Raw genomic sequence first — 25,629 nt, forward strand, 5'->3', positions numbered from 1 at the left:
CGCGGCCACCGACAACCCGCCGGGGTCGCGTTTGGGCTGGCACCGGGCCCGGTTCGATCGGCGTGGCGGCCGCGCTGGTGTCGGTGGTGGCGCTTAACGTCGCGGCCATGGGTGCCGGTGGTGCGACTCAGCTCAGCTTCGCCGAGTTGGGGCCGTCATTTGCCAGCACCGAAGTCCCGCTGCGGGACACCACCTTCGTGGTGGTCGACCTGGAAACCACCGGCGGGCGCACGAAGAGCACCGACGGAAGCGTTCCCGACGCCATCACCGAGATCGGGGCGGTCAAAGTCCGCGGCGGGGTGGTCCTGGGCGAGTTCGCCACGCTCGTCGATCCGCAGCGCAGCATCCCGCCCCAGATCGTGCAGCTCACCGGCATCACGACGGCGATGGTGTCCGACGCCCCGACCATCGACGCGGTGCTGCCGATGTTCCTCGAGTTCGCCGGCGATGCGGTGCTGGTCGCCCACAACGCCGGGTTCGACATCGGGTTCCTGCGCGCCGCGGCGGCGCGGTGCGATATCGCCTGGCCCCGGCCGCAGGTGCTGTGCACGGTGCGGCTGGCCCGCCGGGTGCTCAGCCGCGAGGAAGCGCCCAGCGTGCGGCTGGCCGCCCTGGCGCGGTTGTTCGCCGTCGCCACCCAGCCCACGCACCGCGCGCTCGACGACGCCCGCGCCACCGTCGACGTGCTGCACGCGCTGATCGAGCGGGTGGGCAATCAGGGCGTACACACCTTTGCCGATTTGCGTTCCTACCTGCCGGACGTGACCCCTGCCCAGCGGCGCAAGCGGGTCCTCGCCCACGGCCTGCCCCACCGGCCGGGGGTCTACCTGTTTCGGGGGCCGTCCGGCGAGGTGCTCTACATCGGCACCGCCGTCGACCTGCACCGCCGGGTCGGCCAGTACTTCACCGGCGCCGACCCGCGCGGCCGGATGAAGGAGATGGTCAACCTGGCGACCGCGGTCGACCACGTCGAGTGCGCCCACGCGCTGGAGGCCGGCGTCCGCGAGCTGCGGCTGCTGGCCGCGCACGCCCCGCCCTACAACCGCCGGTCGAGGTTCCCGCACCGCTGGTGGTGGGTGGCGCTCAGCGACGAGGCGTTCCCGCGTCTGGCGGTGGTGCGGGCGCCCCGGCACGACCGCGCCGTCGGCCCGTTTCGGTCCCGCGCCGACGCGGCCGACACCGCCGACCTGCTCGCCCGCTTCACCGGCCTGCGGACGTGCACCGCCCGGCTGGGCCGCTCGGTCCTGCACGGCCCGCGCTGCGCCGAGGCGGAGGTCTCGCCCTGCCCCGCGGCCCGCGACATCACGGCCACCCAATATGCCGCGGCCGTGGCGCGCGCCGCCGCGTTGATCGACGGAATGGACAACGCCGCCCTGTCGGCCGCCGTGGACCAGGTCAGCGCGCTGGCCGACCGGCACCATTTCGAGAGCGCCGCGCGCCTGCGCGACCGCACCGCCACGGCCGTCGAAATATTGTGGCGCGGCCAGCGATTGCGGGCCTTGGCCGCGCTGCCCGAGCTGATCGCTGCCGCACCCGACGGCGAGGGCGGCTACCACCTCGCCGTCGTGCGGCACGGCCAGCTCGCCGCGGCCGGCGCGGCGCGCCGCGGGGTGCCCCCGATGCCGGTGGTCGACGCCATTGTGGCTGCGGCACAAGCGATCTTGCCCACCCCGGCGCCCCTGGGCGGCGCGTTGGTGGAGGAATCCGCGCTGATCGCGCGCTGGCTGGCCGGTCCGGGCGTGCGCATCGTCCGCGTCGACGACTCCCCCGACGCCGCGGGCTGGGCTTCGCCATTGCGTTCGGCCGGCGTGTGGGCGGCGTGGGCGGCCTCGGCACGCTCGGCGCGGCTCGCGTATGAGCAAGTGGCCCAACGCGACTCAGAGCTGCTGGCTGAACCGCACCCATCGCGCGAGCAGCTGTTCGGCCGCACCGGAGTCGATCGCCGCGCAGGCGCGTTGCAGCCCGTCCTCCCAAGCCGGCAGCCATTCAGCGCGGCTGGATAGCCCGGCGTGCGCGACGATCGCCCCGGCCGCGTTCAGCACGACGGCGTCCCGGACCGGACCCTTGGCGCCGGTCAGCACCGCACGCACCTCCGCCGCGTTGGCTTGCGCGTCACCGCCCAGCAGGTCGCCGAGATCGGCTCGGGCGAAACCGAATCCGGCCGGATCGAAGGTCAACTTGTCCACCGTCCCGGCCTGCACCCGCCAGATCGTGCTGGTGGTCGTCGTGGTCAGCTCGTCCAGCCCGTCGTCGCCGTGCACCACCAGCACGCTGGATCGACGCGCCGCGAACACCCCCGCCATCACCTCGGCCAGGTCGGCGAACGCGCAGCCGATCAGGCCCGCCCGGGGCCTGGCCGGATTGGTAAGCGGCCCAAGGAGATTGAACACCGTCGGCACCCCGACCTCGCGGCGCGCCGCCGACGCGTGCCGGTACGACGGGTGAAACAGGGGCGCGAAGCAGAACCCGATGCCGACTTCGGTCAAGCTCCGCGCGACCTGCTCGGGTCGTTGCTCGATGCGCAGCCCGAGCGCCTCCAGGGTGTCGGCGCCGCCGGACAACGACGAGGCCGCCCGGTTGCCGTGTTTGACCACCGGCACGCCCGCGGCCGCGACCACGATCGCGGCCATGGTGGACAGGTTGACGGTGTTGACGCCGTCACCGCCGGTCCCGACGACGTCCACCGTGTCGTCGCGCATGCCGGCGGGCATCGGCAGCGCGTGGCTCAGCATGACGTCGGCCAGCTCGCTCACCTCGGCCGCGGTCGGCACCTTCATCTTCATCGCGACCGCGAACGCGGCCACCTGCGCCGGGCTCGCGTCACCGGCCATGATCTGCTCCATGGCCCAGGCGGCCTGGCCTCGCGCCAGATCCTGACCGTCGGTCAACCGGGCCAGCACCCCCGGCCACGACGGCGCCGCGCCCGCGGCGGAACCGCCGAGGGGCGAAGCCTCAGATGACAGAGCCACGCGCCGATGGTCCCACGAGGAGCGAACCTCCCCCAACCGGCGCGGACGGCCGCCCGCGTCCGGCGCGGTCGCGACGCGAAAAGATCAAATGCCGCCCCGGGTGGAGTTCAACAACTACAAAGCGTCATACTTGCGGATGTGACCAGCGCTGTAGGGACCTCGGGTACTGCAATCACGTCGCGGGTTCATTCGTTGAATCGACCCAACATGGTCAGTGTCGGCACGATCGTCTGGCTCTCCAGCGAGCTGATGTTCTTTGCTGGCCTGTTCGCGATGTACTTCACCGCGCGTGCCCAGTCCGGCGGCAAGTGGCCGCCGCCGCCGACCGAACTCAACCTCTACCAGGCCGTGCCGGTGACGTTGGTGCTGATCGCGTCGTCGTTCACCTGCCAGATGGGGGTGTTCGCGGCCGAGCGCGGCGACGTCTTCGGGCTGCGCCGCTGGTACGTGATCACCTTCCTGATGGGCCTGTTCTTCGTTTGCGGGCAGGGCTACGAGTACTTCCACCTGGCGACGCACGGCACCACCATCCCGGGCAGCGCGTACGGCAGCGTGTTCTACCTGGCGACCGGCTTCCACGGCCTGCACGTCACCGGCGGCCTGATCGCCTTCATCTTCCTGCTGGCCCGCACCGCGATGAGCAAGTTCACCCCGGCGCAGGCCACCGCGAGCATCGTCGTCTCCTACTACTGGCATTTCGTCGACATCGTCTGGATCGCGCTGTTCACCGTGATCTATTTCATCCGATGAGCCGACGGCTCCGAATAAAGCAATGAACAGGAGTGCTCGGTTGAAGAAGCTGGGGTCCATGCGAAACCGGAAGCCGCGACAAGCACAGCGTGACCGCTCCCGGCGTCGGCTGCGCCGCCGCCTGTCGGGCGGGCTGTTGCTGCTGATCGCGCTGACCATCGCCGGCGGCCTGGCCGCCGTGCTCACGCCCCGTCCGCAGGTGGCCGTCGCCGACGAGTCGTCCTCGGCGCTGCTGCGGACCGGCAAGCAGCTCTTCGAGACCTCGTGTGTGTCGTGCCACGGCGCCAACCTGCAGGGTGTGGCCGACCGCGGCCCCAGCCTGATCGGCGTCGGCGAGGCGGCCGTGTACTTCCAGGTGTCCACCGGCCGGATGCCCGCGATGACCGGCGAGGCCCAGGCGCCGCGCAAGGAGCCGATCTTCGACGAGGCGCAGGTGGACGCGCTGGGCGCGTACGTGCAGGCCAACGGCGGCGGCCCGACCACGGTGCGCAACCCCGACGGCAGCCTGGCGATGAAGTCGCTGCGCGGCGAGGACACGGGCCGCGGCGGCGACCTGTTCCGGCTCAACTGCTCCTCGTGCCACAACTTCACCGGTCGCGGCGGGGCGCTGTCCTCGGGCAAGTACGCGCCGCCGCTGGAGGCGCCGAACGAGCAGCAGATCCTGGCGGCGATGCGGACCGGCCCGCAGAACATGCCGAAGTTCTCCGATCGCCAGCTGTCCTTCGAAGCCAAGAAGGACATCATCGGCTACATCAAGGCGGTGACCGAAGAGCGCCAGCCCGGCGGCTACGGCCTCGGTGGATTCGGGCCCGCCCCCGAGGGCATGGCCGCGTGGATCATCGGGATGGTCGCCGCCATCGGTTTGGCACTGTGGATTGGGGCACGAGCATCATGAGCGAAAACGACGTTCGCGGCTCGGACACCGACAAGGGCGCCGCGCCAAACGAACCCGACGAGGCGGCCCTGGCCGCCATGTCGCAACGGGAGCTGGTGGCGCTGGGCGGGCGGCTCGACGGCGTCGAGACGATCGTCAACGAACCCCGCTGGCCCGTCGAGGGCACCAAGGCCGAGAAGCGCGCCGAGCGCGGCGTCGCCGTCTGGCTGTTGCTCGGCGGCGGTTTCGGACTGGCGCTGCTGTTGGTCTTCCTGTTCTGGCCGTGGGAGTACAAGCCCAAGGATTCCGCCGGCAGCCTGCTGTACGACCTGGCCACCCCGCTGTACGGCCTGACCTTCGGGATGTCCATCCTGTCGATCGCCGTCGGCACCATCCTGTATCAGAAAAGGTTTATCCCGGAAGAGATTTCGATCCAGGATCGCCACGACGGCGCTTCCCGGGAGATCGACCGCAAGACGGTCGTGGCGAACCTGACCGACGCCCTGGAGGGCTCGACCGTTCGGCGCCGCAAGGTCATCGGGCTGTCGCTGGGGCTGGGCCTCGGCGCGTTCGGCCTTTCGACTCTGGTGGCGTTCGCCGGCGGCCTGATCAAGAACCCGTGGAAGCCGGTGGTGTCCACCGCCAACGGCAAGAAGGCCGTGCTGTGGACGTCCGGCTGGACCCCGCGGTATCAGGGCGAGACCATCTTCCTCGCGCGGGCCACCGGATCCGCGGGCGCCTCGCCGTTCATCAAGATGCGTCCGGAAGACCTCGACGCCGGTGGCATGGAAACCGTCTTCCCGTGGCGGGAGTCCGACGGTGACGGCACCACCCCGGAATCGCAGGAAAAGCTTCGCGCGATCAACCAGGGCGTGCGCAACCCCGTGATGCTCATCCGGGTCCGGCCGACCGACATGCCCCGCGTGGTCAAACGCCAGGGCCAGGAAAGCTTCAACTACGGCGAACTGTTCGCCTACACCAAGGTCTGCTCGCATTTGGGTTGCCCCGCATCGCTTTTCGAGGAGCAGACCTACCGGATCCTGTGCCCCTGCCACCAGTCGCAGTTCGACGCCCTGCACTTCGCCAAGCCGATCTTCGGTCCGGCGGCGCGTGCGCTGGCGCAACTGCCCATCACGATCGACACCAACGGGTATCTGGTCGCCAACGGTGACTTCATCGAGCCCGTCGGACCGGCATTCTGGGAGAGGACGACAACATGAGTCCAAAACTGAGTCCCCCGAAACCGCCGAAGATCGGCGATGTCCTGGCCCGTCAGGGCGAGGACATCGACACGCGTTATCACCCGTCCGCGGCGGTGCGCCGGCAGCTCAACAAGGTCTTCCCGACGCACTGGTCGTTCCTGTTGGGCGAGATCGCGATGTACAGCTTCATCGTGCTGCTGCTCACCGGCGTGTACCTGACGCTGTTCTTCGACCCGTCGATGGCCGAGATCACCTACAACGGCGTCTACCAACCGCTGCGCGGCGTGGACATGTCCAAGGCCTTCGCCTCGACGCTGGACATCTCGTTCGAGGTGCGTGGCGGTCTGTTCGTCCGGCAGGTACACCACTGGGCCGCACTGATTTTCGCCGCGTCGATCATGGTTCACCTGGCGCGCATCTTCTTCACCGGGGCGTTCCGGCGGCCGCGCGAGGCGAACTGGGTGATCGGCTCGCTGCTGTTGATCCTGGCCATGTTCGAGGGCTACTTCGGCTACTCGCTGCCCGACGACCTGCTGTCGGGCATCGGGCTGCGCGCCGCGCTGTCGTCGATCACGTTGGGAATGCCCGTGATCGGCACCTGGCTGCACTGGGCGTTGTTCGGCGGCGACTTCCCTTGCGGCGGTGTGGGTGACGAGTGCGCCGCGGCGGGCTACATCATCCCGCGCATGTACGCCCTGCACATTCTGCTGATCCCGGGGATCATCCTGGCGCTGATCGGCCTGCACCTGGCGATGGTCTGGTTCCAGAAGCACACCCAGTTCCCCGGCCCGGGCCGCACCGAGCACAACGTCGTCGGCGTGCGCGTGATGCCCATCTTCGCCGTCAAGTCCGGCGCGTTCTTCGCCGCGATCGTCGGCGTGCTCGGCCTGATGGGCGGCCTGCTGCAGATCAACCCGATCTGGAACCTGGGCCCCTACAAGCCATCTCACGTCTCGGCGGGCTCGCAGCCCGACTTCTACATGATGTGGACCGAGGGCCTGGCCCGTATCTGGCCGCCGTGGGAGTTCTACTTCTGGCACCACACCATCCCGGCCGCCGTCTGGGTGGCGCTGATCATGGGGCTGATCTTCATCCTGCTGATCGTCTACCCGTTCCTGGAGAAGCGGTTCAGCGGCGACTACGCGCACCACAACCTGTTGCAGCGGCCGCGTGACGTCCCGGTGCGGACTGCCATTGGCGCCATGGCGATCTCGTTCTACATGCTGCTGACGCTGGCGGCGATGAACGACATCATCGCGCTGAAGTTCCAGATCTCGCTGAACGCGACGACCTGGATCGGCCGCATCGGAATGGTCATCCTGCCGCCGGTGGTGTACTTCATTACCTACCGGTGGTGTATTGCCTTGCAGCGCAGCGACCGCGAGGTGCTCGCGCACGGCATCGAGACCGGCATCATCAAGCGGCTGCCGCACGGGGCGTACATCGAGCTGCATCAGCCGCTCGGCCCGGTCGACGACCACGGCCACCCGCTGCCGCTCGAGTACCAGGGTTCGGCGCTGCCCAAGCGGATGAACAAGCTGGGCTCGGCGGGTTCACCGGGTAGCGGCAGCTTCCTGTTCGCCGACCCGGTGTCCGAGGATGCGGCGCTGCGCGAGGCGGCACACGGCTCCGAGCAACGCGCTCTGACCGCCCTACGCGAACACCAGGAGAGCACCGTCGGTTCGCCGAACGGCAAGAACGGCGAGCACCACTAGGTTTCGCGCCGGTCCGGCTTCAGGCCGTCGCGCACTGTTGCTGGGCCGCCCGCAGGATGGAGCCGGCGGTCAGGAACGCCTGCTTCGTCTGGTCGCGCGCTTCGACGGGAAGGTCTGCCGCGCAACGCAACACCATCAGGGCAAGCGCGCTGTGGGTGGCGTACGGGATGACCAACAGGTTGATGCTTGCGTCTCCCCCGACGAGGGTCATCACGTGCTGGCGTTTGCGTTCCCAGCCCGACCAGTTCAAGTCGGGCGGCCGTTGCAGCGGTGGCCAGTTGACGTTGATGGAGCGGATGTCTCCCAGCAAGGGAGTCAAAATCGCTACCAGGCCGGGCAATTCGTTGGTGATGCGGTCCGCACGCGGCCACCACGCACCGTCGATGACGCGACCGAGTTCGCGTGCCACCGACAGCCGGACCGGATTGGTCCCGCGTCGTCGTTCAAGCGATTCGGTCATTCCACGGCCTGGTGAACTCGGCCAGGCAATTTCCCAGCATCCACGGGCGTCCCTTCAGTCGGCGTCGTCCGCCCCGGCGAGCGCGGGCGGACGGAGGAATCGCATTCCCCGTGGGCGACCTCCGCCCGGGGGCGGGGGAAACCTCTGACAACGAAACAGCTCGCGGTCGACGCTACGCCACGGGTGAACGGTCGCAACCGCCAGGGTTGACGGCTCAGCCCGCGGGCGATCGCGATGGTGGGCTCGGCCCGGGCTTGCACTACAGTGGCGAGTGCCTGACCGTGGCGCTGTCCGGGTGAGCGGGGGGCCGACACCGTGAGGATGGGCCTAAGTGGCGATACAAGACTGGGGCGACGCGCCGGAGATCCATCCCTCGAAGATCCGGGTCGGTGACATCATCGGAACGCTGCGCCCCACGCAGCTGCGTTACACCGTCAAGATGATCAGCGAACCGCGCTCGGTTCCCCGGCGCTGGACCTTCTTCGGCCGCGACGACAACGGCACTCAGCACACCGGAACGTTCAGCGAGGACGAACTGGTCCGCAGGTACGCCAAGGCGTCCTGACCGGCCCCTAAGTCGCGGCGACCGCGCGGCGCAGCTGGCGAACGTGCAGCCACTCGATCGCCGGCATGCCCGCGGTGATCGCGCCGGCGATCCCGTAGGCGACCCAGGACGGGCCGTCGTGACCGACTGCCATCAGGTAGGTGGCCGTGGCGACCGCGACCAGCGCCGCCCCCATGGCCCCCACAAGCAACACGGTGCCGCGCAACCACGCCCGGTCGACCGCCTCGCCCGACCAGTCGGAGTCGGCCGTCGGAGCCGACGCCTGCACCTTCGGTTGCCGCGCCCGTTCGGCCGCGGTGCGCGGCGCCTGCGACATCAGCCGCACCGGCGGCCGGTTGGGCGCGGTCATCCCCCGGGCGGCCGGGTCGGTCTGGGCCATCCGGCGGGCCCGCAGCAGCATCGGGATGGCCCCGGCGATGATCAGCGCGGACACGACGATCACGGCATACAGCACCCACGAGGTGCTGTGGGTGCCACTGGACGCTTTGTGGAAGCCCCGCCCGAGGTCCGACAGCGCGACGGCCGCAGCCACGCTCACCCCCAGCAATATCAGCCAGACGGCCGCGCAGGCGCCGATCAGGATGCGGTCGACGACGTCGGGCGAGATGGTGTCGTCCCCGACCCCACGGCGGTACGCCGCCGAGTATCTGCCGACCATCAGCAGCTCGTCTGCGGCGCGTCGTTGGTGTTGGACGAGAGGACCGTCCCATCGCTCGTCGTGATCGAGCAGTTGAGCCGGCTCACCCGGAACAGGCTGGACGCCTCGACCGAGCCCACGTCGGACTGGGAGATCGGCGTCACGGTCATCGACCACGGGATGTACACGTTGTGCTGGGTGCGCCGGCGCCCGGACGCGTCGACGTACGTCACCGAGATGATGTCGCCGGGCGCCTTGGTGCCGGTCACCGAATAGGTGACCTGTCGCGGTCCGGCCGGTGTGGTCGGCGGCGGTGGGGGCGGTTTGGTGGTCGTTATCTCGTCCTGCAGCGGCGGCGTCGACGGGACGGTGGTCGTGGTGTTGGGGTTGGCCAGCTTGTTGGTGTAGGTGCGCGCGAACAGCAGCGACACCGACACCACGAGCGCGATGGCGGCCACAATGGCGGCGACCCCGACCACCCACGGCCAGCGGGGTGCGCCGTGGGTGTCCTCGTCGTCGACCGACTCGTCGAAGGCGTCGTAGTCGTAGAGCCGCAGATCGGCCGGCAGGTACGGTCCGCTGATGAAATGCTCCGACTCCGGGGCCGAATAGGCCCGCGAGTAGGCGTCGGTCTGGCCCGTCTGGTCGGCCGCGGGCTCGGCCGCCTCGTCCAGGGGTTCGAGCTCGTCGTCGGGACCGGGTTCGGCGACGTCCGCCGGCTCGGCACCCGGATCCGGTTCGTGGGGAGCCTCGTTCACGGAATCGGGTTCCTCAGGTTCCCATTCCGGGGGTTTCGGCCCGCTCATCGTTTCCTGCCCTGTCCAACTGCCTCACCAGCGCGCAAGGCACCACGGCTATCTGGTTGCGCGCGCGCTTGGGAAATTCTCATTTGCCTGGGCAAAACATTACCGAACGGACAGGGGCAGAGAAGTCCTGGCGAACCCGCCACAGAGCACGTGATCTGATTGTGACCTTAATGCCGGCGAATCAGTGCTTCTCGGGACCGACGTAATACTCGAAGACCAATCCGGCGACCGAAGCGAGGATGAACATCACCCCCGCGGTGATCAGCCACGGCAGCCACAACGCGATGCCCACCGCGGTCACCGAGCCGGACAGCGCGATCAGGATCGGCCACCAGCTGTGCGGGCTGAAGAAGCCCAATTCACCTGCTCCGTCGCTGATTTCGGCGCCCTCGTAGTCCTCGGGCCGGGTGTCGATGCGGCGTGCCACGAACCGGAAGAAGGTCGCGACGATCAACGCGAGCCCGCCGGTCAACGCCAGCGCGGTGGTGCCCGCCCACTCCTCGCCGCCGGTGGCGAAAAGCGCGGTCAGCACGCCATAAAGCACGGCAACCAGAATGAAAAACCCGGCGACGAATTCGAAAAGCCTGGCTTCAATATGCATTTGGTGTCCTTACCTACTGACTTCCGGACAACTGGCCGCGCTTGGTGTCGAACGGATGGGTGGTCACCGCGAGCGGCTGCTGGCCGATCGCCTGCAACGCCTGCGCGTTGCTCTTTCCGTCCATCCGCTGCTGCAGGTAAGCCTTGAAGTCGTTGGGCGGCACCACCCGCACCTCGAAGTTCATCATCGAGTGATAGGTGCCACAGAACTCCGCGCAGTGTCCGACGAAGGCGCCCGGCTTCTGGATGTCGTCGACCTGGAAGACGTTGACGGAGTTGTTCGCCTCGGCGTTGGGAATCACGTCGCGCTTGAACAGGAACTCCGGCACCCAGAAGGTGTGGATGACGTCGGCGGAGGCCAACCGGAACTGGATGCGCTTGCCCGTGGGCAGCACCAGCACCGGGATCTCGTCGCTGGTGCCCAGGATCTCGACCTTGTCGAAGTTCAGGTAGGTCCGGTCCGAGGTGTTCAGCCCGCGCACCGGGCCGACGAGCTCCTCGCCGTGGGCGTCCTTGCCCTCGGGCCTGGACACCATTGCGTTTTTGCGCGCCTGATCGACGCCGTCGTAGGTCAGCGTGCCGTCCTTGAAGTCGACGCGCTGGTAGCCGAACTTCCAGTTCCATTGGAAGGCCGTGACGTCGACCACGACCTCGGGGTCCTTGTCGACGTGCAGCATCTTCTCCTGCACCACCACGGTGAAGTAGAACAGCACCGAGATGATCAGGAACGGCGTCACCGTCAGCACCAGCTCCAGCGGCATGTTGTAGCCGAATTGGCGCGGCAGCTCGGTGTCGGTGGCCTTCTTGCGGTGGAACGCCGAGGCCCAGAAGATCAGGCCCCACACGATGACGCCCACGACCAGCGAGGCGATGGTCGCTCCGACCCACAGCTCGCGGTTGATCTGGGCCTGCGGGGTGATGCCCTTCGGCCAGCCCAGGCCCAGCACATCCGACCAGCTGCATCCGCTCAGGGTCACCGCCAATACGGCGAAGGTCCCGGCCAGCGCCAGCGGCCGCAGTCGACGCCGCAGACCCTTACCAACGCCCCCGGACCGGCTGCGAAAAAGGCCCCGAAAACTGCCCTGCGACAAACGTTGCGAACGGGCCTGCTCGCGAGGTGTCACGTTGGCGCCTCCTGCTCGGATATCGAATACTACGCAGCGTAGACCACGCCGCTCAGCGGGGCGCGGGTGCGTCCGCCACGGGCGCGTCCAAAGTGCGGCATACTGGGGCGCCGTGTGTGGTCTGCTGGCGTTTGTCGCTGCCCCGGACATTGCCAGTGCCGACTCTGCCGCCCGGGCCGACGATGCGATCGCGCGCGCGTCGCACCTGATGCGCCACCGCGGCCCCGACGAGCCGGGCACCTGGACCGACCCCGGCGCCGACGGATCCGTCGTTTTCGGCTTCAACCGGCTGTCCATCATCGACATCGCGCATTCGCACCAGCCGCTGCGCTGGGGACCGCCGGAGGCGCCCGACCGCTACGTGCTGGTGTTCAACGGGGAGATCTACAACTACCTCGAGCTGCGCGCCGAGCTGGCCGACGCGCACGGCGCGGTCTTCGCCACCGACGGCGACGGCGAGGCCATCGTCGCCGGCTACCACTATTGGGGCGCCGGGGTGCTCACCCGGTTGCGCGGCATGTTCGCCTTCGCCCTGTGGGACACCGCGACGCTCGAATTGTTCTGTGCGCGAGACCCTTTCGGCATCAAGCCGCTCTTCATGGCCACCGGCGCCGGCGGCACCGCCGTGGCCAGCGAGAAGAAATGCCTGCTGGACCTGGCCGAGTTGGGCGGATTCGACACCCGGATCGATGAGCGGGCCGTCCAGCACTACACCGTGCTGCAGTACGTGCCCGAGCCCGAGACGCTGCACCGCGGGGTGCGCCGGCTGGAATCGGGCTGTTACGCGCGGATCCGGCCCGGGCGGCCGCCCGAGGTCACCCGATACTTCGTGCCCCGCTTCGCCGCCACACCGATCACCCGCGACACCGAACAGGCCCGCTACGACGAGATCACCGCGGTGCTCGAGGATTCGGTGGCCAAGCACATGCGCGCCGACGTCACGGTCGGGGCGTTCCTGTCCGGGGGCATCGACTCCACCGCCATCGCGGCGCTGGCCATCCGGCACAACCCCAAGCTGATCACGTTCACCACCGGTTTCGAGCGCGAGGGGTTCTCCGAGATCGACGTCGCGGTGGCCTCGGCCGAGGCGATCGGCGCCCGCCATATCGCCAAGGTGGTGCACCCGGACGAGTTCGTGGCCGCCCTGCCCGAAATCGTCTGGTACCTCGACGAACCGGTGGCCGACCCCGCGCTGGTGCCGCTGTTCTTCGTCGCCCGCGAGGCCCGCAAGCACGTCAAGGTGGTGCTGTCCGGGGAGGGCGCCGACGAGTTGTTCGGCGGCTACACGATCTACCGGGAACCGTTGTCGCTCAAGCCATTCGACTACCTGCCGCGGCCGTTGCGACGGTCGATGGGCAAGGTGTCCAGGCCGCTGCCCGAGGGGATGCGGGGCAAGAGCCTGCTGCACCGCGGCTCGCTGACGCTCGAGGAGCGCTACTACGGCAACGCCCGCAGCTTCTCCGACGCCCAGCTGCGCGAAGCGCTGCCCGGCTTCCGGGAGGACTGGACGCACACCGACGTCACCGCCTCGGTGTACGCCGAGTCGGTCGGCTGGGACCCGGTGGCCCGCATGCAACACGTCGACCTGTTCACCTGGCTGCGCGGCGACATCCTGGTCAAGGCCGACAAGATGACGATGGCCAACTCGCTGGAGCTGCGGGTGCCGTTCCTGGACCCCGAGGTGTTCGCCGTCGCCTCGCGGCTGCCGGTCGAGGCCAAGATCACCCGCACCACCACCAAGTACGCGCTGCGGCGGGCGCTGGAGCCGATCGTTCCCGCGCACGTGCTGCACCGGCCCAAGCTGGGGTTCCCGGTGCCGATCCGGCATTGGTTGCGCGCCGGCGAACTGCTGGACTGGGCCAACGGGATGGTGGCGTCGTCACAGGCCGGTCACCTCGTCGACCTGGCCGCCGTGCGGCGGATGCTCGACGAGCACCGCAACGGCGTCAGCGACCACAGCCGCCGGCTCTGGACGCTGCTGATTTTCATGCTCTGGCACGCGATCTTCGTCGAGCACAGCGTGGTGCCGCAGATCAGCGAGCCGGTGTACCCCGTCCAGCTCTGAGGCGCGTCGGCTTTACGCCGAGTGTGCGATGAGGGCTTCGAGCGTGCGTCCTGGGCGGAGATTTCTCGGATCTCGCGCCCTCAGCGCACGCGCGAAGCCGCGAGCGCACACTCGACGGGCGCGCCGCCGTCAGGCGAGTACGGCGGCGATCTCGTTGGCCGCGTCGTCGCCGTAGGCGCCGGCCAGCCGGCTCACCGCGGTCTCGCGGTTCCAGTCCCAGTTCTGCGTTCCGGTGGATTCCAGCACCAGCACGGCGACCAGCGAGCCCAGCTGCGCCGAGCGCTCCAGGCTCAGGCCGGCGCTGCGGCCGGTGAGAAACCCGGCGCGGAAGGCGTCGCCGACGCCGGTGGGGTCGGTCTGGCTGGTCTCGGGCACCACGTCGACGTGCGTCGTCGTGCCGTCGGGCTCGACGATGTCGACGCCCTTGGGGCCCAGCGTGGTCACCCGCAGGCCGACCTTGCCCTGCACGTCGGCCTCCGACCAGCCGGTCTTGTTGAGCAGCAGCTCCCACTCGTAGTCGTTGGTGAACAGGTAGGCGGCGCCGTCGACGAGCTTGTCGATCTCGTCGCCCGACAGCCGGGGCAGCTGCTGGGAGGGGTCGGCGGCGAAGGGCAGCCCGAGCTTGCGGCACTCCTCGGTGTGCACCACCATCGCGTCCGGGTCGTTGGCCCCGATGATCACCAGGTCCGGCTCACCGATGGAGGACACCACGTCGGCGAGCTTGATGTTGCGGGCCTCCGACATGGCGCCGGGGTAGAACGACGCGATCTGGGCCATGTCCTCGTCGGTGGTGCAGGTGAAGCGCGCGGTGTGCGCCGTCTTCGAGATGAGCACGTTGTCGCAGTTGACGTTGTGCGACTCCAGCCACTGCCGGTAGTCGTCGAAGTCGTCGCCGGCCGCGCCGACCAGCGCCACCTCACCGCCCAGGACGCCGATGGCGTACGCGATGTTGCCCGCCACGCCGCCGCGGTGGATCACCAGGTCGTCGACCAGGAAACTGAGCGATACCTTCTGCAGATGCTCGGCCAGCAGGTGCTCGGAAAATTTGCCGGGGAACCGCATCAAGTTGTCGGTCGCAATCGAACCTGTCACCGCGATCGTCACGAATATCTCCGCCCTTCGTTAGCAAGGTTATCTAGCTTACGCACGCGTTCGGACCGTCGCTGTGTCCACGGTCGGCGCGAAGCGGTGCGCTAGCCTCCCTAGGGAACTCGCTCGCGTCGCGGGAAACGATGCTCGGTCGGGGTATCCCGCACCCAGCCCCGCTGACAAGTCCCGTCTACCACCGTAGGAGACCACGATGGCAGGTCCGCACTCGCCGAACCATAGCGTCGGTGGAAGCGGACCCAGCGGGCCTGAATCCCCGGCCGAATCACAGCCGCTCGAGTTCCCCGACGACCCCCGCTCCGGCGGTCCGCCGCCCGCCAATTATGCCGGGCAGCCTCCCCCGCCGATGCCCTACCCGCCGCGACGGTCCAAGCGGCGGCTGATCATCGGCCTGCTGCTGGCCATCGCGCTCGCGGCCGCCCTGACCGTCGCGATCGTCTACGGCGTGCGCACCAACGGGGCCAACACCGGCACCTCGTTCTCCGAGGGCGCGGCCAAGACCGCGATCCAGGGGTACCTCGACGCGCTCGACCACCGCGACATCGAGGAGATCGAGCGCAACGCGCTCTGCGGCATGTACGACGCCGTCCGCGACAAGCGGTCGGACCAGGCGTTGGCCAAGCTGAGCAGCGACGCCTTCCGTAAGCAGTTCTCCCAGGTCGAGGTGACCTCGATCGACAAGATCGTCTACCTGTCGCAGTACCAGGCCCAGGCGCTGTTCACGATGCGGGCGGCGCCCGCGACCGGGGGCCCGCTGCGCGGTGAGTTGCAGGGCATCGCCCAGCTGCTGTTTCAGCGGGGCCAGATCATGGTGTGCTCGTATGTGCTGCGCACCGGCGGCTCGTACTGAGCACGAGCCGCTACCCGGTCAGTTGAACGAGTCGCCGCAGGCGCACGAACCGGTGGCGTTGGGGTTGTCGATCGTGAAGCCCTGCTTCTCGATGGTGTCGACGAAGTCGATGGACGCGCCCTCCACGTAGGGCGCGCTCATCCGGTCCACCGTCAACTTCACCCCGCCGAAGTCGGCGGTGAGGTCGCCGTCCAGCGTCCGGTCGTCGAAGAACAGGTTGTAGCGCAGGCCCGCGCACCCGCCGGGCTGGACCGCGATACGCAACGCCAGGTCGTCCCGCCCCTCCTGGTCGAGCAGGGACTTGGCCTTGGTGGCGGCGGCCTCGGTCAGGATCACGCCGTGCGTCTTGGCGTTCGACTCGTTTTGCACCGTCATTGCCTCTCCTACATGCCTCATCGTCGGGTGGGTCCGTCATGCCTCGCTGTTGGGGGCGCCCGGAAAAAGCCCACAGGGTCAACGGTACCTTGCAGGACCGCTATTCCCGAGTCGCGCCGCTACCACCGAGGCCAGACCCATGAGCTGATTGGCCGCGTCGGCCTGGGCCAGCCGCACCGATCCGGCGTGATCGGCGATGGACAGGGCGGACATGATGCCCGCCGAGCGCACCGTGGCGTTGTCCAGGCCGACCTGTCCGGCCAGCACGATCACCGGCACTCCCCGCGGCCGGGCCGCGTCGGCGAGGTAGCCCACCACCTTGCCGTGCAGCGACTGCTCATCGAACCGGCCCTCGCCGGTCACGATGAGCTCCGCGACGTCCAGGTCGTCCGCCAATCGGGTGTGATGGGCGATGATCGCCGCGCCCGACTCGCACCGGCCGCCGAGCGCCAGCAGCCCGGCGCCGATGCCGCCGGCCGCCGCCGCGCCCGGTTCGGAACTCACGTCGCGGCCGGCCACCGCTTCCAGGATCAGCGCCCATGCCTGGAGTCGGACCTCCAGGGCCGCGACCGTGACGGTGTCCGCACCCTTCTGCGGGCCGAACACCCGGGCCGCGCCCCACGGCCCCAGGAGCGGATATTCGGTGTCGGAGGCGGCGATGAGCTCCACGTTGGCCAGCTGGCGGCGGGCCGAATCCAGCCCGCCGAGCTCGGCGATCATGCCCTGCCCGCCGTCGGTGCACGCGCTGCCGCCCAGCCCGACCACGATCCGCGTCGCCCCGGCCCGCAGCGCCTCGGCGATCAGCTGCCCCACTCCCCTGCTGTGGGCCGCCATCGCGGTCTCCGGGGTGGGCGGACCGCCCAGCAGGGTCAGGCCGCACGCCTGCGCGCATTCCAGGTAGGCCGTGGTCGTGGCGGGGTCGAACACCCACTTGGCCTCGACCATGGTGGACAGCGGGCCGGACACCCGCAGCCGGCGCGCCTTGCCCAGCCGGCTGGCGAGCACCTCGACGAAGCCCGGGCCGCCGTCGGACTGCGGGGCGACGATGAACCGGTCGCCCGGGCGGCACCGGGTCCACCCGGTCGCGATGGCCGCCGCGGCCTCCACCGCCGTCATGCTGTCGCCGTAGCAATCCGGGGCGACCAGCACGAGCATGGCCGGCAGCTGCAGACGGCCGGGAGCGAGGCCCAAGGCACCGTCATCCGAGGCCATCGACCCGTCGTCCATCAGCGGCAGCCGTTCATCACGTGTAAGAGTAGGGCCAAGTGACGTGCTGACGCAGGTCTAATAGCAAGGCACTCCAAGCCAATTCCGGGGCGGCCCAGCAGCGAAGTAACCTGGCTCCTGTGAAGCTGATGGGCCGTAAGAAAGGCCAAGACGAGGACCTCGACGGGGGCGCGGCGGCGCTCGACGCCGAAGGTGCCCCCGAGACGACGGCGCGCGGGTCGCGCGGGACGAGCCCCAAGGGCCGGCCCACCCCCAAGCGCGACCAAACGCGGCGCAAGGGTCCGGTTGCCCCGGCACCGATGACCGCGGCCGAGGCGCGGGCCCGCCGCAAGTCGCTGTCGGGCCCCAAGCTCAGCCGCGAGGAGCAGAAGGCCGAGCGGGCGGCCAACCGCGCCCGGATGTCGGAGCGCCGGGAGCGCATGATGGCCGGCGAGGAGGCGTACCTGCTGCAGCGCGACCAGGGCCCGGTGCGGCGGTATGCGCGCGACGTGGTGGACTCCCGGCGCAACCTGCTGGGCCTGTTCATGCCGGCGACGCTGTTTTTGATGTTCGCCATGTTCACCACGCCGCAGCTGCAGCTCTACGTCTCCCCGGCGATGCTGCTGCTGATGGCCGTGATGATGGCCGACGGGCTGCTGCTGGGCCGCAAGGTGAGCAAGCTGGTGGACGCCAAGTTCCCGGACAACACCGAAAGCCGGTGGAAGCTGGGCCTGTACGCCGCCAGCCGGGCGTCGCAGATGCGGCGGTTGCGCACGCCGCGGCCCCAAGTGCAGCGCGGCAGCCGTGTCGATTAGCCGGAAAGCCGCCTGAGCGCGGTGCGCACGCTGGTGCTCGGCGGGATCCGGTCGGGCAAGTCGCGGTGGGCCGAGGACGCGATCGCCGGGGCGCTGCCGGCCGGCCAGCCGGTTTGCTACCTGGCGCCCGGCCCGACCGGCGGGGGCGATGCGGCCTGGGCGGACCGGGTCGCCGAGCACCGCCGTCGCCGGCCCGGGCATTGGTCGACGGTCGAAACCGAGGACATCGCAAGCCAATTGCGCGCGTCGCCGGACACCCCGACGCTGGTCGACGACCTGGGCGCCTGGCTGACCGGAGCGCTGGACCGCCACGGCTGGGACGGCGGGTCGGTGGCGGCGCCGGTCGGCGACGTGCTCGCCGCGGTCAGCGACTTCAACTCCACGCTCGTGCTGGTCAGCCCGGAGGTCGGGTTGGCCGTCGTCCCGGCCACCGCGTCCGGGCGCCGGTTCGCCGACGAACTGGGCAGCCTCAACCAGCGCGTCGCCGACCTGTGCGACCGGGTGGTGCTCGTGGTGGCCGGGCAGGCGGTCCCGATCAAGCCGTCGGGGGCCTGATGGAATTCGCCCCGGTATCGCCGCCCGACGCGGGCGTCGCCGCAGCCGCCCGCGCCCGCCAGGACACGCTGACCAAGCCCCGGGGCGCGCTGGGCCGCCTCGAGGACCTGTCGGTTTGGCTCGCGTCGTGTCAAGGACATTGCCCGCCAAGGCAATTCGAGCGCGCCCGGGTGGTGGTGTTCGCCGGCGACCACGGTGTCGCCCGGTCCGGGGTCTCGGCCTACCCGCCGGAGGTGACCGCGCAGATGGTCGCCAACATCGACGCCGGCGGGGCGGCGATCAACGTGCTGGCCGACATCGCCGGGGCGACGGTGCGCGTCGCGGACCTGGCGGTCGCGGGTGACGCGCTGACCGACCGGATCGGCGCCCACAAGGTGCGACGCGGCAGCGGCGACATCACCGTCGAGGACGCGCTCAGCGCCGAGGAGACCGTCGCCGCGATCGCCGCGGGCCGGGCCATCGCCGACGAGGAGGTCGACACCGGCGCCGACCTGCTGATCGCCGGCGACATGGGGATCGGGAACACCACCCCCGCCGCCGTTTTGGTGGCGGCGCTGACCAACGCCGAACCGGTCGCGGTGGTGGGCTTCGGCACCGGCATCGACGACGCCGGCTGGTCGCGCAAGACGGCCGCGGTGCGCGACGCCCTGTTCCGGGCGCGGCTCGTGCTGCCCGATCCGGTGGCACTGCTGCGCTGCGCCGGCGGGGCCGACCTGGCCGCGCTGGCGGGCTTCTGCGCGCAGGCCGCGGTGCGGCGCACCCCGCTGCTGCTCGACGGGATGGCCGTGACCGCCGCCGCGTTGGTCGCCGAACGGCTGGCCCCCGGTGCCCGGCTGTGGTGGCAGGCCGGTCATCGGTCCACCGAGCCCGGCCACGCCCTGGCGCTGACCGAACTCGGCCTGGAGCCGATCCTGGACCTGCGGATGCGGCTGGGCGAGGGCAGCGGCGCCGCGGCGGCGGCGCCCGCGGCGCGCGCCGCCGTCGGCACGCTGTCGTCGATGGCCACGTTCACCCAGGCCGGCGTGTCCGAGCGGGCCGCTCCCCCACTGTGATCCGTTCGCTGGCAACGGCTTTCGCGTTCGGCACGGTGCTGCCCGTGCCGGGTTCGCGGCATGGGCCGATGGGCCGCGGCGCCCTGACGGCGCTGCCGGTGGTGGGCGCCGCCCTTGGTGCGCTCGCCGCCGCCGTGACGTGGGGCGGGGCGCACGCGTTCGGGGCGTCCAGCCCGCTGTCCGGACTGCTCGCGGTCGCGGCGCTGCTGCCGGCCACCCGCGGCCTGCACCTCGACGGCGTCGCCGACACGGCCGATGGGCTGGGTTGCTACGGGCCCCCCGAGCGCGCCCTGGCGGTGATGCGCGACGGGTCGACCGGGCCGTTCGGCGCCGCGGCGATCGTGTTGGTGATCGCGCTGCAGGGGCTGGCCTTCGCGGCGCTCGGGGCGGCGGGCGGGCCGGGGATTGCCGGCATCGCCGTGACGGTGTTCGCGGGCCGGGTTGCCGCGGTGCTGGCCGGGCGCCCGTCAGTGCCGGCGGCCGCGGGCAGCTCCCTGGGGGCGCGGGTCGCCGGCAGCCAGCCGGTGGCCGTGGTGGCGGCGTGGGTCGCGATGGTGCTCGTCGCCGCGCTGGCGGCCGGGCCGCGGTGGTGGCAGGGACCCGTGGCGGTGCTGGCGGGTCTGGCCTGTGGCGCCGTGTTGGAGCGGCACTGCGTGCGCCGGTTCGGCGGCATCACCGGTGACGTGCTGGGCGCCGTCATCGAGCTGACCGCGACGGTGAGCGCCGTGGCGCTCGCCGCGCTGGTGCGCTGCTAGCCGGGCGAGCGACCTAGCCCAGTTGGGCCATCCAGCCGTGGGTGTCGGCGAAGGTGCCGCGCTGAATGCCGGTCAGGGTGTCGCGCAGCGCCATCGTCACTTCGCCGGGCTTACCGTCGGCGACGGTGAACTCCGTATCGCCGTACTTGACGTGCGAGACCGGGGTGATGACGGCGGCGGTGCCGCAGGCGAACACCTCGGTGATCTCCCCGGCGGCGGCCTTCTTCTGCCACTCGTCGATGTCGATCTTGCGCTCCTCGACGGAGAACCCGGCGTCAATCGCCAACTGCAGCAACGAATCTCGGGTGATCCCCGGCAGCAGCGAGCCGGACAGTTCCGGGGTCACCAGGCGCGCCGACCCGCCGCTGCCGAACACGAAGAAGATGTTCATACCGCCCATCTCTTCGACGAAGCGGCGTTCCACGGCGTCCAGCCACACCACCTGGTCGCACTCGTGCGCGGCGGCCTCGGCCTGCGCCAGCAGCGAAGCGGCGTAGTTGCCGCCGAACTTGGCGGCCCCGGTGCCGCCCGGGCTGGCCCGCACGTATTCCGTCGACACCCACACGGTGACGGGGTTGATGCCGCCCTTGAAGTACGCCCCGGCCGGCGAGGCGATCAGCAGGTAGCGATACCGCTTGGACGGCCGCACGCCCAACCCGGGCTCGGTCGCGATGATGAACGGGCGCAGATACAGCGCCTCTTCGCCCCCGGCGGCGGGAACCCAGGCGTTGTCGACGGCGATCAGCTGACACAGCGAGCCCATGAACAGCTCGTCGGGCAGTTCGGGCATGGCGAGCCGTCGCGCGGACGACCGCATCCGCGCGGCGTTGGCCTCGGCCCGAAACGACACCACCGAGCCGTCGGCCCAGCGGTAGGCCTTGAGCCCCTCGAAGATCTCCTGCGCGTAGTGCAGCACGATCGCCGAGGGGTCGAGCTCGATCGGGCCGTACGGGATGACGCGCGCGTTGTGCCAACCCTGGTCGTCGTCGTAGTCGATGGACACCATGTGGTCGGTGAAGTACTTGCCGAAACCGGGCTCGGCCAGGATGGATTCACGCTCGGCGTCGGAAACGGGGTTGGCCGACCGTGAAACCGTGAACTCAGGGGAGTCGCTGGCCATGGCGCTGATTGTATATCCGCCTGCGATCGGGCTTTTCACCCGAACCTGCGGCGCTAACGGGTTTTCGCCTCGACGAAGGGCGGCCGCACGACCTCGCATTCGGCGGCGCGCCCGCGGATGTCGACCGTGACGCGCTGGCCGTCCTCGACGCCGGCGTCGGCGTCGATCAGCGCCAGCGCGATGCCGACTTGCAGCGTCGGGGAGAAAGTCCCGGAGGTGGTGACCCCCACCGGCGTCTCCCCGGCGAGCACGGTCAAACCGGGACGCAGCACGCCGCGGCCCACCATCCGCAGGCCCCGCAGCAGCCGCCGCGGTCCCGCCGCCTTCTCCGCCAGCAGGGCGTCCCGGCCGAAGAACGCGTCCTTCTTCCAGCCGATCGCCCACCCGCATCGGGCCTGCAGCGGCGAGATGTCCAGCGCCAGTTCGTGCCCGTGCAGCGGGTAGCCCATTTCGGTGCGCAGCGTGTCGCGGGCGCCCAGGCCGGCGGGCTCTCCCCCGGCGGCCGTCACCGCCGCAGCAAGCCCGTCGAACACCACCCCCGCGGAGTCCCACGGCGGCAGCAGCTCGTAGCCGTGCTCGCCGGTGTATCCGGTGCGGCAGACGCGCACCGGTACCCCGGAATACGAGGCGTCGGTGTAGCCCATGTAGTCCATGTCGGTCGGCAGGCCCAGCTCGCCGAGCACGTCGGCCGATCGCGGGCCCTGCACCGCCAGCACCGCGTAGGAGCGATGTTGGTTGGTGATCGTCAGACCGGCGCCGGCGGCCGCCTGCAGCGCCTCGACCACCGCCGCGGTGTTGGCGGCGTTGGGCACCAGAAAGATCTCGTCGTCGGCGACGTAGTAGGCGATCAGGTCGTCGATGACGCCGCCGGATTCGTTGCAGCACAACGTGTATTGCGCCTTGCCGGGCCCGATGCGGCTCAGGTCGTTGGTGAGCGTCGAGTTGACGAATTCGGCCGCGCCCGGCCCCCGGATCAACGCCTTGCCGAGGTGGCTGACGTCGAACAGGCCGACCGCGTTGCGGGTGGCGTTGTGTTCGCTGACGGTGCCGGCATACGACACCGGCATCAGCCAGCCGCTGAACTCGGCGAAGCTGGCCCCCAGTTCGCGGTGGCGGTCTTCCAGCGGGCCGTGCTGTAGGTCATCGGTCACGACGGTTCACCCTAATCCCGGGAGCTGGCACACTTGGCTGGGTGGTCGATTCCTGGGACTTCGAAGCCCTTGAGGCTGCCGGAATCGCCAATCCGCACGAGCGGGCCGACCTGATCAAGTACCTCGACGAGCTCGGGTTCACCGTCGACGAGATGGTGGAGGCCGAGCAGCGCGGCCGGCTGTTCGGCCTCGCCGGGGACGTTCTGCAATGGTCGGGACGCCCGACCCACACCATCGCGACCGCCGCCGAACAACTCGGCCTGTCGGCCGAGGAGGTCGCCCACGCCTGGGGTTTGCTCGGCCTGACCGTGGCCGGCCCCGACGTTCCGGTGCTCAGCCAGGCCGACGTCGACGCCCTGGCCACCTGGGTCGCGTTGCGAACGGTCGTGGGCGAGGAGGGCGCGTTCGGGCTGCTGCGGGTGCTCGGCGCCGCGATGGCCCGGCTCGCGGAGGCGGAGTCGACCGCGATTCGCGCCGGGACACCGGACATCCAGATGACCTACACCAACGACGAGCTCGCCACGGCGCAGGCGTACCGCGCGGTCGCGGAGTTCGTCCCGCGGATCGGCGCGTTGATCGACGTCGTTCACCGTCACCACCTGACCGGCGCCCGAACCCACTTCGAGGGCGTGCTCCGCGACACGTCGGCAAGCGTGGTGTGCGGCATCGGTTTTGCCGATCTGTCCGGCTTCACCGTGCTCACCCGCGCGCTGGCCCCCGCGCAGCTTTCCGCGTTGCTCAACGAGTTCGCGGGAACCGTCGCCGACGTGGTGCATCGCGACGGCGGCCGGGTGGTGAAATTCATCGGCGACGAGGTGATGTGGGTGAGCGCGTCCCCGGAACGCCTGGCCAGGGCGGCGGTCGACCTCGTCGACCATCCGCGGGCCCGCGAGGAGGGGCTGCAGGTCCGCGCCGGCCTCGCGTACGGCGCCGTCCTGGCGATCAACGGGGATTACTTCGGCAGTCCGGTCAACCTGGCGGCGCGCCTGGTCGGAGCCGCGGCACCCTGCCAGATCCTGGCCGATTCTGCCCTGCACGAACGGTTGCCGGATTGGCCGGCGACGGCCCGTGGCCCCTTGCAGCTCAAGGGGTTTGACGTCCCCGTCACCGCCTACGAGCTGCAGCGTGGGGGCGCCGCCGATCCCGGCGCGGGCTCCGGCGATTAGGGTAAAAGCCCGTGACCACCGAATTGAGCTATCAAAGCCCCTCCGTAACCGCCGCCACGTCGCTGCCCAAACGCGGGGCGGGCTCTTCGGTATTGGTCGTCCCGGTCGTGTCCGCCGGCGACGAGGACTCACCCGGCGCGGCGGTTGCCCCGGGCGAGTCGCTCCTGCCCGCGGACGCGATCGCCGAGATCGAGTCGGGCCTGCGGGCGCTGGACGCGACGGGCGGCAGCGAGCAGGTGCACCGCCTGGTGGTGCCGTCGCTGCCGGTGTCCAGCGTGCTGACGATCGGGCTGGGCAAGCCGCGGCCCGAATGGCCCGCCGACACGATCCGCCGCGCCGCCGGGGTGGCCGCGCGGTCGCTGGGCACCGCCGAGGCGGTGATCGTGACGCTGCCCGGTGACTTCAGCGCCGACGTCTGCTCGGCGACCGTCGAGGGGCTGATCCTGGGCAGCTACCGGTTCACCGAGTTCCGCAGCGACAAGACGGCGCCGAAAGACAAAGGGCTGCGCAAGATCACCGTGTTGTCCGCCTCGAAGGACGCCAATGCGGCCAGCGCGCACGGCGCGGCCGTGGCGACCGCGGTGGCCACCGCCCGCGACTTCGTCAACACGCCGCCCAGTCACCTCTTCCCCAGCGAATTCGCTAGGCGGGCAAGGTCTTTGGGTGAATCGGTGGGCCTTGAGGTGGAGGTGCTCGACGAGAAGGCGCTGCAAAAGGCCGGGTACGGCGGGGTGATCGGCGTCGGCCAGGGCTCGTCGCGCCCGCCCCGGCTGGTGCGGCTGACGCACCGTGGTTCGAAGCTGGCCAAGAAACCCAAGCAGGCGAAGAAGGTGGCCCTGGTCGGCAAGGGCATCACGTTCGACACCGGCGGCATCTCGATCAAGCCGGCGGCATCCATGCACCACATGACGTCGGACATGGGCGGCGCGGCCGCGGTCATCGCCGCGGTGGCGCTGGCCGCGCAGTTGCGGTTGCCCATCGACGTGATCGCGACCGTGCCGATGGCCGAGAACATGCCGTCGGGCACGGCGCAGCGCCCCGGCGACGTGCTGACGCAGTACGGCGGAATCACCGTCGAGGTGCAGAACACCGACGCGGAGGGCCGGCTCATCCTGGCCGACGCCATCGTGCGCGCGTGCGAGGACCACCCGGACTACCTGATCGAGACGTCAACGCTGACCGGCGCGCAGACCGTGGCGCTGGGCGCCCGGATCCCCGGGGTGATGGGCAGCGACGAATTCCGCGACCGGGTCGCCGCGATCTCGCAGCGGGTGGGCGAGAACGGCTGGCCGATGCCGCTGCCCGACGAACTCAAGGACGACCTGAAATCCACGGTGGCCGACCTGTCCAACATCAGCGGCCAGCGCTTCGCCGGCATGCTGGTGGCCGGGGTGTTCCTGCGCGAGTTCGTCGCCGACGGCGTGGGCTGGGCGCACATCGACGTGGCCGGCCCGGCGTACAACACCGGCGGGCCGTGGGGGTACACGCCCAAGGGCGGCACCGGTGTGCCGACTCGCACCATGTTCGCGGTGCTCGAGGACATCGCCGAAAACGGCTAGCGCCTACCGCCCGCCGAGGTGGGGCTACCGCCCGCTTGCGGGCGTCACGCCAGCGTGGCGCTGGGCCGCGAGCGTCACGCTGGCGTGGCGCCCCGGGGGGAGAAATGGCGTTACGGGGCGGCAGGAGCAAACAGGCCCGGCGCAGATTCGC

General features: G+C 70.1%; 24 protein-coding genes and 1 pseudogene. 14 read left to right on the forward strand and 11 right to left on the reverse strand.

The genetic code is table 11. The annotated features are described in order from the left end of the window. Positions 1 to 107 precede the first annotated feature (107 nt). Positions 108 to 1,940, forward strand: a pseudogene (locus A5730_RS12770) (DEDD exonuclease domain-containing protein); the annotation flags it as partial. On the opposite strand, the gene trpD reads toward A5730_RS12770, so the two are convergent. After that, positions 1,878 to 2,969: an anthranilate phosphoribosyltransferase gene (trpD, locus tag A5730_RS25180; protein ID WP_231994679.1), complete on the reverse strand. Its 1,092-nt coding sequence runs from the start codon at positions 2,967 to 2,969 to the stop codon at positions 1,878 to 1,880. The pseudogene A5730_RS12770 and the gene trpD overlap by 63 nt on opposite strands. Before the next feature lie 138 nt (positions 2,970 to 3,107). Here trpD and A5730_RS12775 point away from each other — a divergent pair, with 138 nt between their 5' ends. Genes A5730_RS12775 through A5730_RS12790 form a run of 4 tightly spaced genes read left to right on the forward strand, consistent with a single transcriptional unit; the run spans position 3,108 to position 7,510 of the window. Then, complete coding sequence (locus A5730_RS12775; RefSeq protein ID WP_055401014.1) at positions 3,108 to 3,719, forward strand: heme-copper oxidase subunit III; 612 nt, start codon at positions 3,108 to 3,110, stop codon at positions 3,717 to 3,719. Positions 3,720 to 3,759: 40 nt separating this feature from the next. Continuing rightward, positions 3,760 to 4,614 (forward strand): c-type cytochrome, encoded by an 855-nt coding sequence (locus A5730_RS12780; RefSeq protein WP_369808504.1) that lies wholly within the window; start codon positions 3,760 to 3,762, stop codon positions 4,612 to 4,614. Continuing rightward, on the forward strand, positions 4,611 to 5,813 hold the full coding sequence (locus A5730_RS12785) for a ubiquinol-cytochrome c reductase iron-sulfur subunit (RefSeq protein WP_067900552.1): 1,203 nt from the start codon (positions 4,611 to 4,613) through the stop codon (positions 5,811 to 5,813). Before A5730_RS12780 ends, A5730_RS12785 begins: the two co-directional genes overlap by 4 nt. Continuing rightward, positions 5,810 to 7,510 carry a cytochrome bc complex cytochrome b subunit gene (locus tag A5730_RS12790; protein ID WP_067900557.1) on the forward strand — a complete coding sequence of 567 codons (1,701 nt, stop codon included), beginning with the start codon at positions 5,810 to 5,812 and terminating at the stop codon, positions 7,508 to 7,510. The genes A5730_RS12785 and A5730_RS12790 overlap by 4 nt, the downstream gene beginning before the upstream one ends. A 19-nt stretch (positions 7,511 to 7,529) precedes the next feature. Here the strand turns inward: A5730_RS12790 and A5730_RS12795 are convergent, their stop codons facing one another. Beyond that, positions 7,530 to 7,970, reverse strand: coding sequence for a DUF5994 family protein (locus A5730_RS12795; RefSeq protein WP_067900560.1), 441 nt, complete (start codon positions 7,968 to 7,970; stop codon positions 7,530 to 7,532). A 331-nt stretch (positions 7,971 to 8,301) separates the two neighbouring features. Between A5730_RS12795 and A5730_RS12800 the strand changes: the two genes are divergently transcribed. Beyond that, on the forward strand, positions 8,302 to 8,535 hold the full coding sequence (locus A5730_RS12800) for a hypothetical protein (RefSeq protein ID WP_055401022.1): 234 nt from the start codon (positions 8,302 to 8,304) through the stop codon (positions 8,533 to 8,535). Positions 8,536 to 8,542: 7 nt separating this feature from the next. Here A5730_RS12800 and A5730_RS12805 read toward each other — a convergent pair whose 3' ends face one another. The 4 genes from A5730_RS12805 to A5730_RS12820 all read right to left on the reverse strand — a co-directional run bounded on the left by A5730_RS12805 (position 8,543) and on the right by A5730_RS12820 (position 11,702). Then, entirely contained in the window at positions 8,543 to 9,193 is a 651-nt protein-coding gene (locus tag A5730_RS12805; protein ID WP_067900561.1) for a DUF2561 family protein, read from the reverse strand. Next, positions 9,193 to 9,978 (reverse strand): MmpS family transport accessory protein, encoded by a 786-nt coding sequence (locus A5730_RS12810; protein ID WP_067900564.1) that lies wholly within the window; start codon positions 9,976 to 9,978, stop codon positions 9,193 to 9,195. Before A5730_RS12810 ends, A5730_RS12805 begins: the two co-directional genes overlap by 1 nt. A gap of 181 nt (positions 9,979 to 10,159) precedes the next feature. After that, entirely contained in the window at positions 10,160 to 10,579 is a 420-nt protein-coding gene (locus A5730_RS12815) for a cytochrome c oxidase subunit 4 (protein ID WP_055401027.1), read from the reverse strand. 13 nt (positions 10,580 to 10,592) lie between these two features. Next, on the reverse strand, positions 10,593 to 11,702 hold the full coding sequence (locus A5730_RS12820; RefSeq protein ID WP_156745789.1) for a cytochrome c oxidase subunit II: 1,110 nt from the start codon (positions 11,700 to 11,702) through the stop codon (positions 10,593 to 10,595). A 112-nt stretch (positions 11,703 to 11,814) separates the two neighbouring features. Between A5730_RS12820 and asnB the strand changes: the two genes are divergently transcribed. Then, positions 11,815 to 13,767: an asparagine synthase (glutamine-hydrolyzing) gene (asnB, locus tag A5730_RS12825; protein WP_067900567.1), complete on the forward strand. Its 1,953-nt coding sequence runs from the start codon at positions 11,815 to 11,817 to the stop codon at positions 13,765 to 13,767. Between the two features lie 129 nt (positions 13,768 to 13,896). On the opposite strand, the gene A5730_RS12830 is transcribed toward asnB, so the two are convergent. Beyond that, positions 13,897 to 14,871 (reverse strand): carbohydrate kinase family protein, encoded by a 975-nt coding sequence (locus A5730_RS12830; protein WP_067900569.1) that lies wholly within the window; start codon positions 14,869 to 14,871, stop codon positions 13,897 to 13,899. Between the two features lie 196 nt (positions 14,872 to 15,067). Here A5730_RS12830 and A5730_RS12835 point away from each other — a divergent pair, with 196 nt between their 5' ends. Beyond that, positions 15,068 to 15,724: a hypothetical protein gene (locus tag A5730_RS12835; RefSeq protein ID WP_067900571.1), complete on the forward strand. Its 657-nt coding sequence runs from the start codon at positions 15,068 to 15,070 to the stop codon at positions 15,722 to 15,724. A gap of 18 nt (positions 15,725 to 15,742) precedes the next feature. On the opposite strand, the gene A5730_RS12840 is transcribed toward A5730_RS12835, so the two are convergent. Both A5730_RS12840 and A5730_RS12845 read right to left on the reverse strand, forming a co-directional pair. Continuing rightward, positions 15,743 to 16,099, reverse strand: a complete 357-nt coding sequence (locus tag A5730_RS12840; RefSeq protein ID WP_055401035.1) for an iron-sulfur cluster assembly accessory protein — start codon at positions 16,097 to 16,099, stop codon at positions 15,743 to 15,745. 78 nt (positions 16,100 to 16,177) lie between these two features. Further along, complete coding sequence (locus A5730_RS12845) at positions 16,178 to 17,254, reverse strand: glycerate kinase (RefSeq protein ID WP_067900626.1); 1,077 nt, start codon at positions 17,252 to 17,254, stop codon at positions 16,178 to 16,180. A 191-nt stretch (positions 17,255 to 17,445) separates the two neighbouring features. Between A5730_RS12845 and A5730_RS12850 the strand changes: the two genes are divergently transcribed. The 4 genes from A5730_RS12850 to A5730_RS12865 are packed head-to-tail and all read left to right on the forward strand — an operon-like array spanning position 17,446 to position 20,482. Next, positions 17,446 to 18,120 carry a DUF3043 domain-containing protein gene (locus A5730_RS12850; protein ID WP_067900574.1) on the forward strand — a complete coding sequence of 225 codons (675 nt, stop codon included), beginning with the start codon at positions 17,446 to 17,448 and terminating at the stop codon, positions 18,118 to 18,120. Between the two features lie 21 nt (positions 18,121 to 18,141). After that, positions 18,142 to 18,675: a bifunctional adenosylcobinamide kinase/adenosylcobinamide-phosphate guanylyltransferase gene (locus A5730_RS12855; protein ID WP_067900577.1), complete on the forward strand. Its 534-nt coding sequence runs from the start codon at positions 18,142 to 18,144 to the stop codon at positions 18,673 to 18,675. Next, positions 18,672 to 19,727 carry a nicotinate-nucleotide--dimethylbenzimidazole phosphoribosyltransferase gene (cobT, locus tag A5730_RS12860; RefSeq protein WP_156745795.1) on the forward strand — a complete coding sequence of 352 codons (1,056 nt, stop codon included), beginning with the start codon at positions 18,672 to 18,674 and terminating at the stop codon, positions 19,725 to 19,727. Before A5730_RS12855 ends, cobT begins: the two co-directional genes overlap by 4 nt. After that, positions 19,724 to 20,482, forward strand: coding sequence for an adenosylcobinamide-GDP ribazoletransferase (locus A5730_RS12865; protein WP_067900582.1), 759 nt, complete (start codon positions 19,724 to 19,726; stop codon positions 20,480 to 20,482). The genes cobT and A5730_RS12865 overlap by 4 nt, the downstream gene beginning before the upstream one ends. 13 nt (positions 20,483 to 20,495) lie before the next feature. On the opposite strand, the gene A5730_RS12870 is transcribed toward A5730_RS12865, so the two are convergent. Both A5730_RS12870 and gcvT read right to left on the reverse strand, forming a co-directional pair. Further along, a complete protein-coding gene (locus tag A5730_RS12870; RefSeq protein WP_067900586.1) occupies positions 20,496 to 21,602 on the reverse strand; it encodes a branched-chain amino acid aminotransferase in 1,107 nt (368 codons plus the stop codon). Positions 21,603 to 21,655: 53 nt separating this feature from the next. After that, complete coding sequence (gene gcvT / locus A5730_RS12875; protein ID WP_067900589.1) at positions 21,656 to 22,753, reverse strand: glycine cleavage system aminomethyltransferase GcvT; 1,098 nt, start codon at positions 22,751 to 22,753, stop codon at positions 21,656 to 21,658. A gap of 41 nt (positions 22,754 to 22,794) precedes the next feature. Here gcvT and A5730_RS12880 point away from each other — a divergent pair, with 41 nt between their 5' ends. Continuing rightward, positions 22,795 to 23,919 (forward strand): adenylate/guanylate cyclase domain-containing protein, encoded by a 1,125-nt coding sequence (locus tag A5730_RS12880; protein ID WP_067900591.1) that lies wholly within the window; start codon positions 22,795 to 22,797, stop codon positions 23,917 to 23,919. Positions 23,920 to 23,930: 11 nt separating this feature from the next. After that, positions 23,931 to 25,478, forward strand: a complete 1,548-nt coding sequence (locus tag A5730_RS12885) for a leucyl aminopeptidase (protein ID WP_067900596.1) — start codon at positions 23,931 to 23,933, stop codon at positions 25,476 to 25,478. Positions 25,479 to 25,629 lie beyond the last annotated feature (151 nt).

Source organism: Mycobacterium sp. ACS4054, from assembly GCF_001667275.1.
Lineage (GTDB): Bacteria > Actinomycetota > Actinomycetes > Mycobacteriales > Mycobacteriaceae > Mycobacterium.

Bases quoted from the DNA above. Each gene is read 5' to 3' on its own strand.
- A5730_RS12815 (WP_055401027.1), bottom strand. From the start codon at position 10,579: ATGCATATTGAAGCCAGGCTTTTCGAATTCGTCGCCGGGTTTTTCATT.
- A5730_RS12845 (WP_067900626.1), bottom strand. From the start codon at position 17,254: ATGCTCGTGCTGGTCGCCCCGGATTGCTACGGCGACAGCATGACGGCG.
- A5730_RS12810 (WP_067900564.1), bottom strand. From the start codon at position 9,978: ATGAGCGGGCCGAAACCCCCGGAATGGGAACCTGAGGAACCCGATTCC.
- A5730_RS12805 (WP_067900561.1), bottom strand. From the start codon at position 9,193: ATGGTCGGCAGATACTCGGCGGCGTACCGCCGTGGGGTCGGGGACGAC.
- A5730_RS12795 (WP_067900560.1), bottom strand. From the start codon at position 7,970: ATGACCGAATCGCTTGAACGACGACGCGGGACCAATCCGGTCCGGCTG.
- A5730_RS12835 (WP_067900571.1), top strand. From the start codon at position 15,068: ATGGCAGGTCCGCACTCGCCGAACCATAGCGTCGGTGGAAGCGGACCC.
- A5730_RS12840 (WP_055401035.1), bottom strand. From the start codon at position 16,099: ATGACGGTGCAAAACGAGTCGAACGCCAAGACGCACGGCGTGATCCTG.
- A5730_RS12785 (WP_067900552.1), top strand. From the start codon at position 4,611: ATGAGCGAAAACGACGTTCGCGGCTCGGACACCGACAAGGGCGCCGCG.
- A5730_RS12790 (WP_067900557.1), top strand. From the start codon at position 5,810: ATGAGTCCAAAACTGAGTCCCCCGAAACCGCCGAAGATCGGCGATGTC.
- A5730_RS12870 (WP_067900586.1), bottom strand. From the start codon at position 21,602: ATGGCCAGCGACTCCCCTGAGTTCACGGTTTCACGGTCGGCCAACCCC.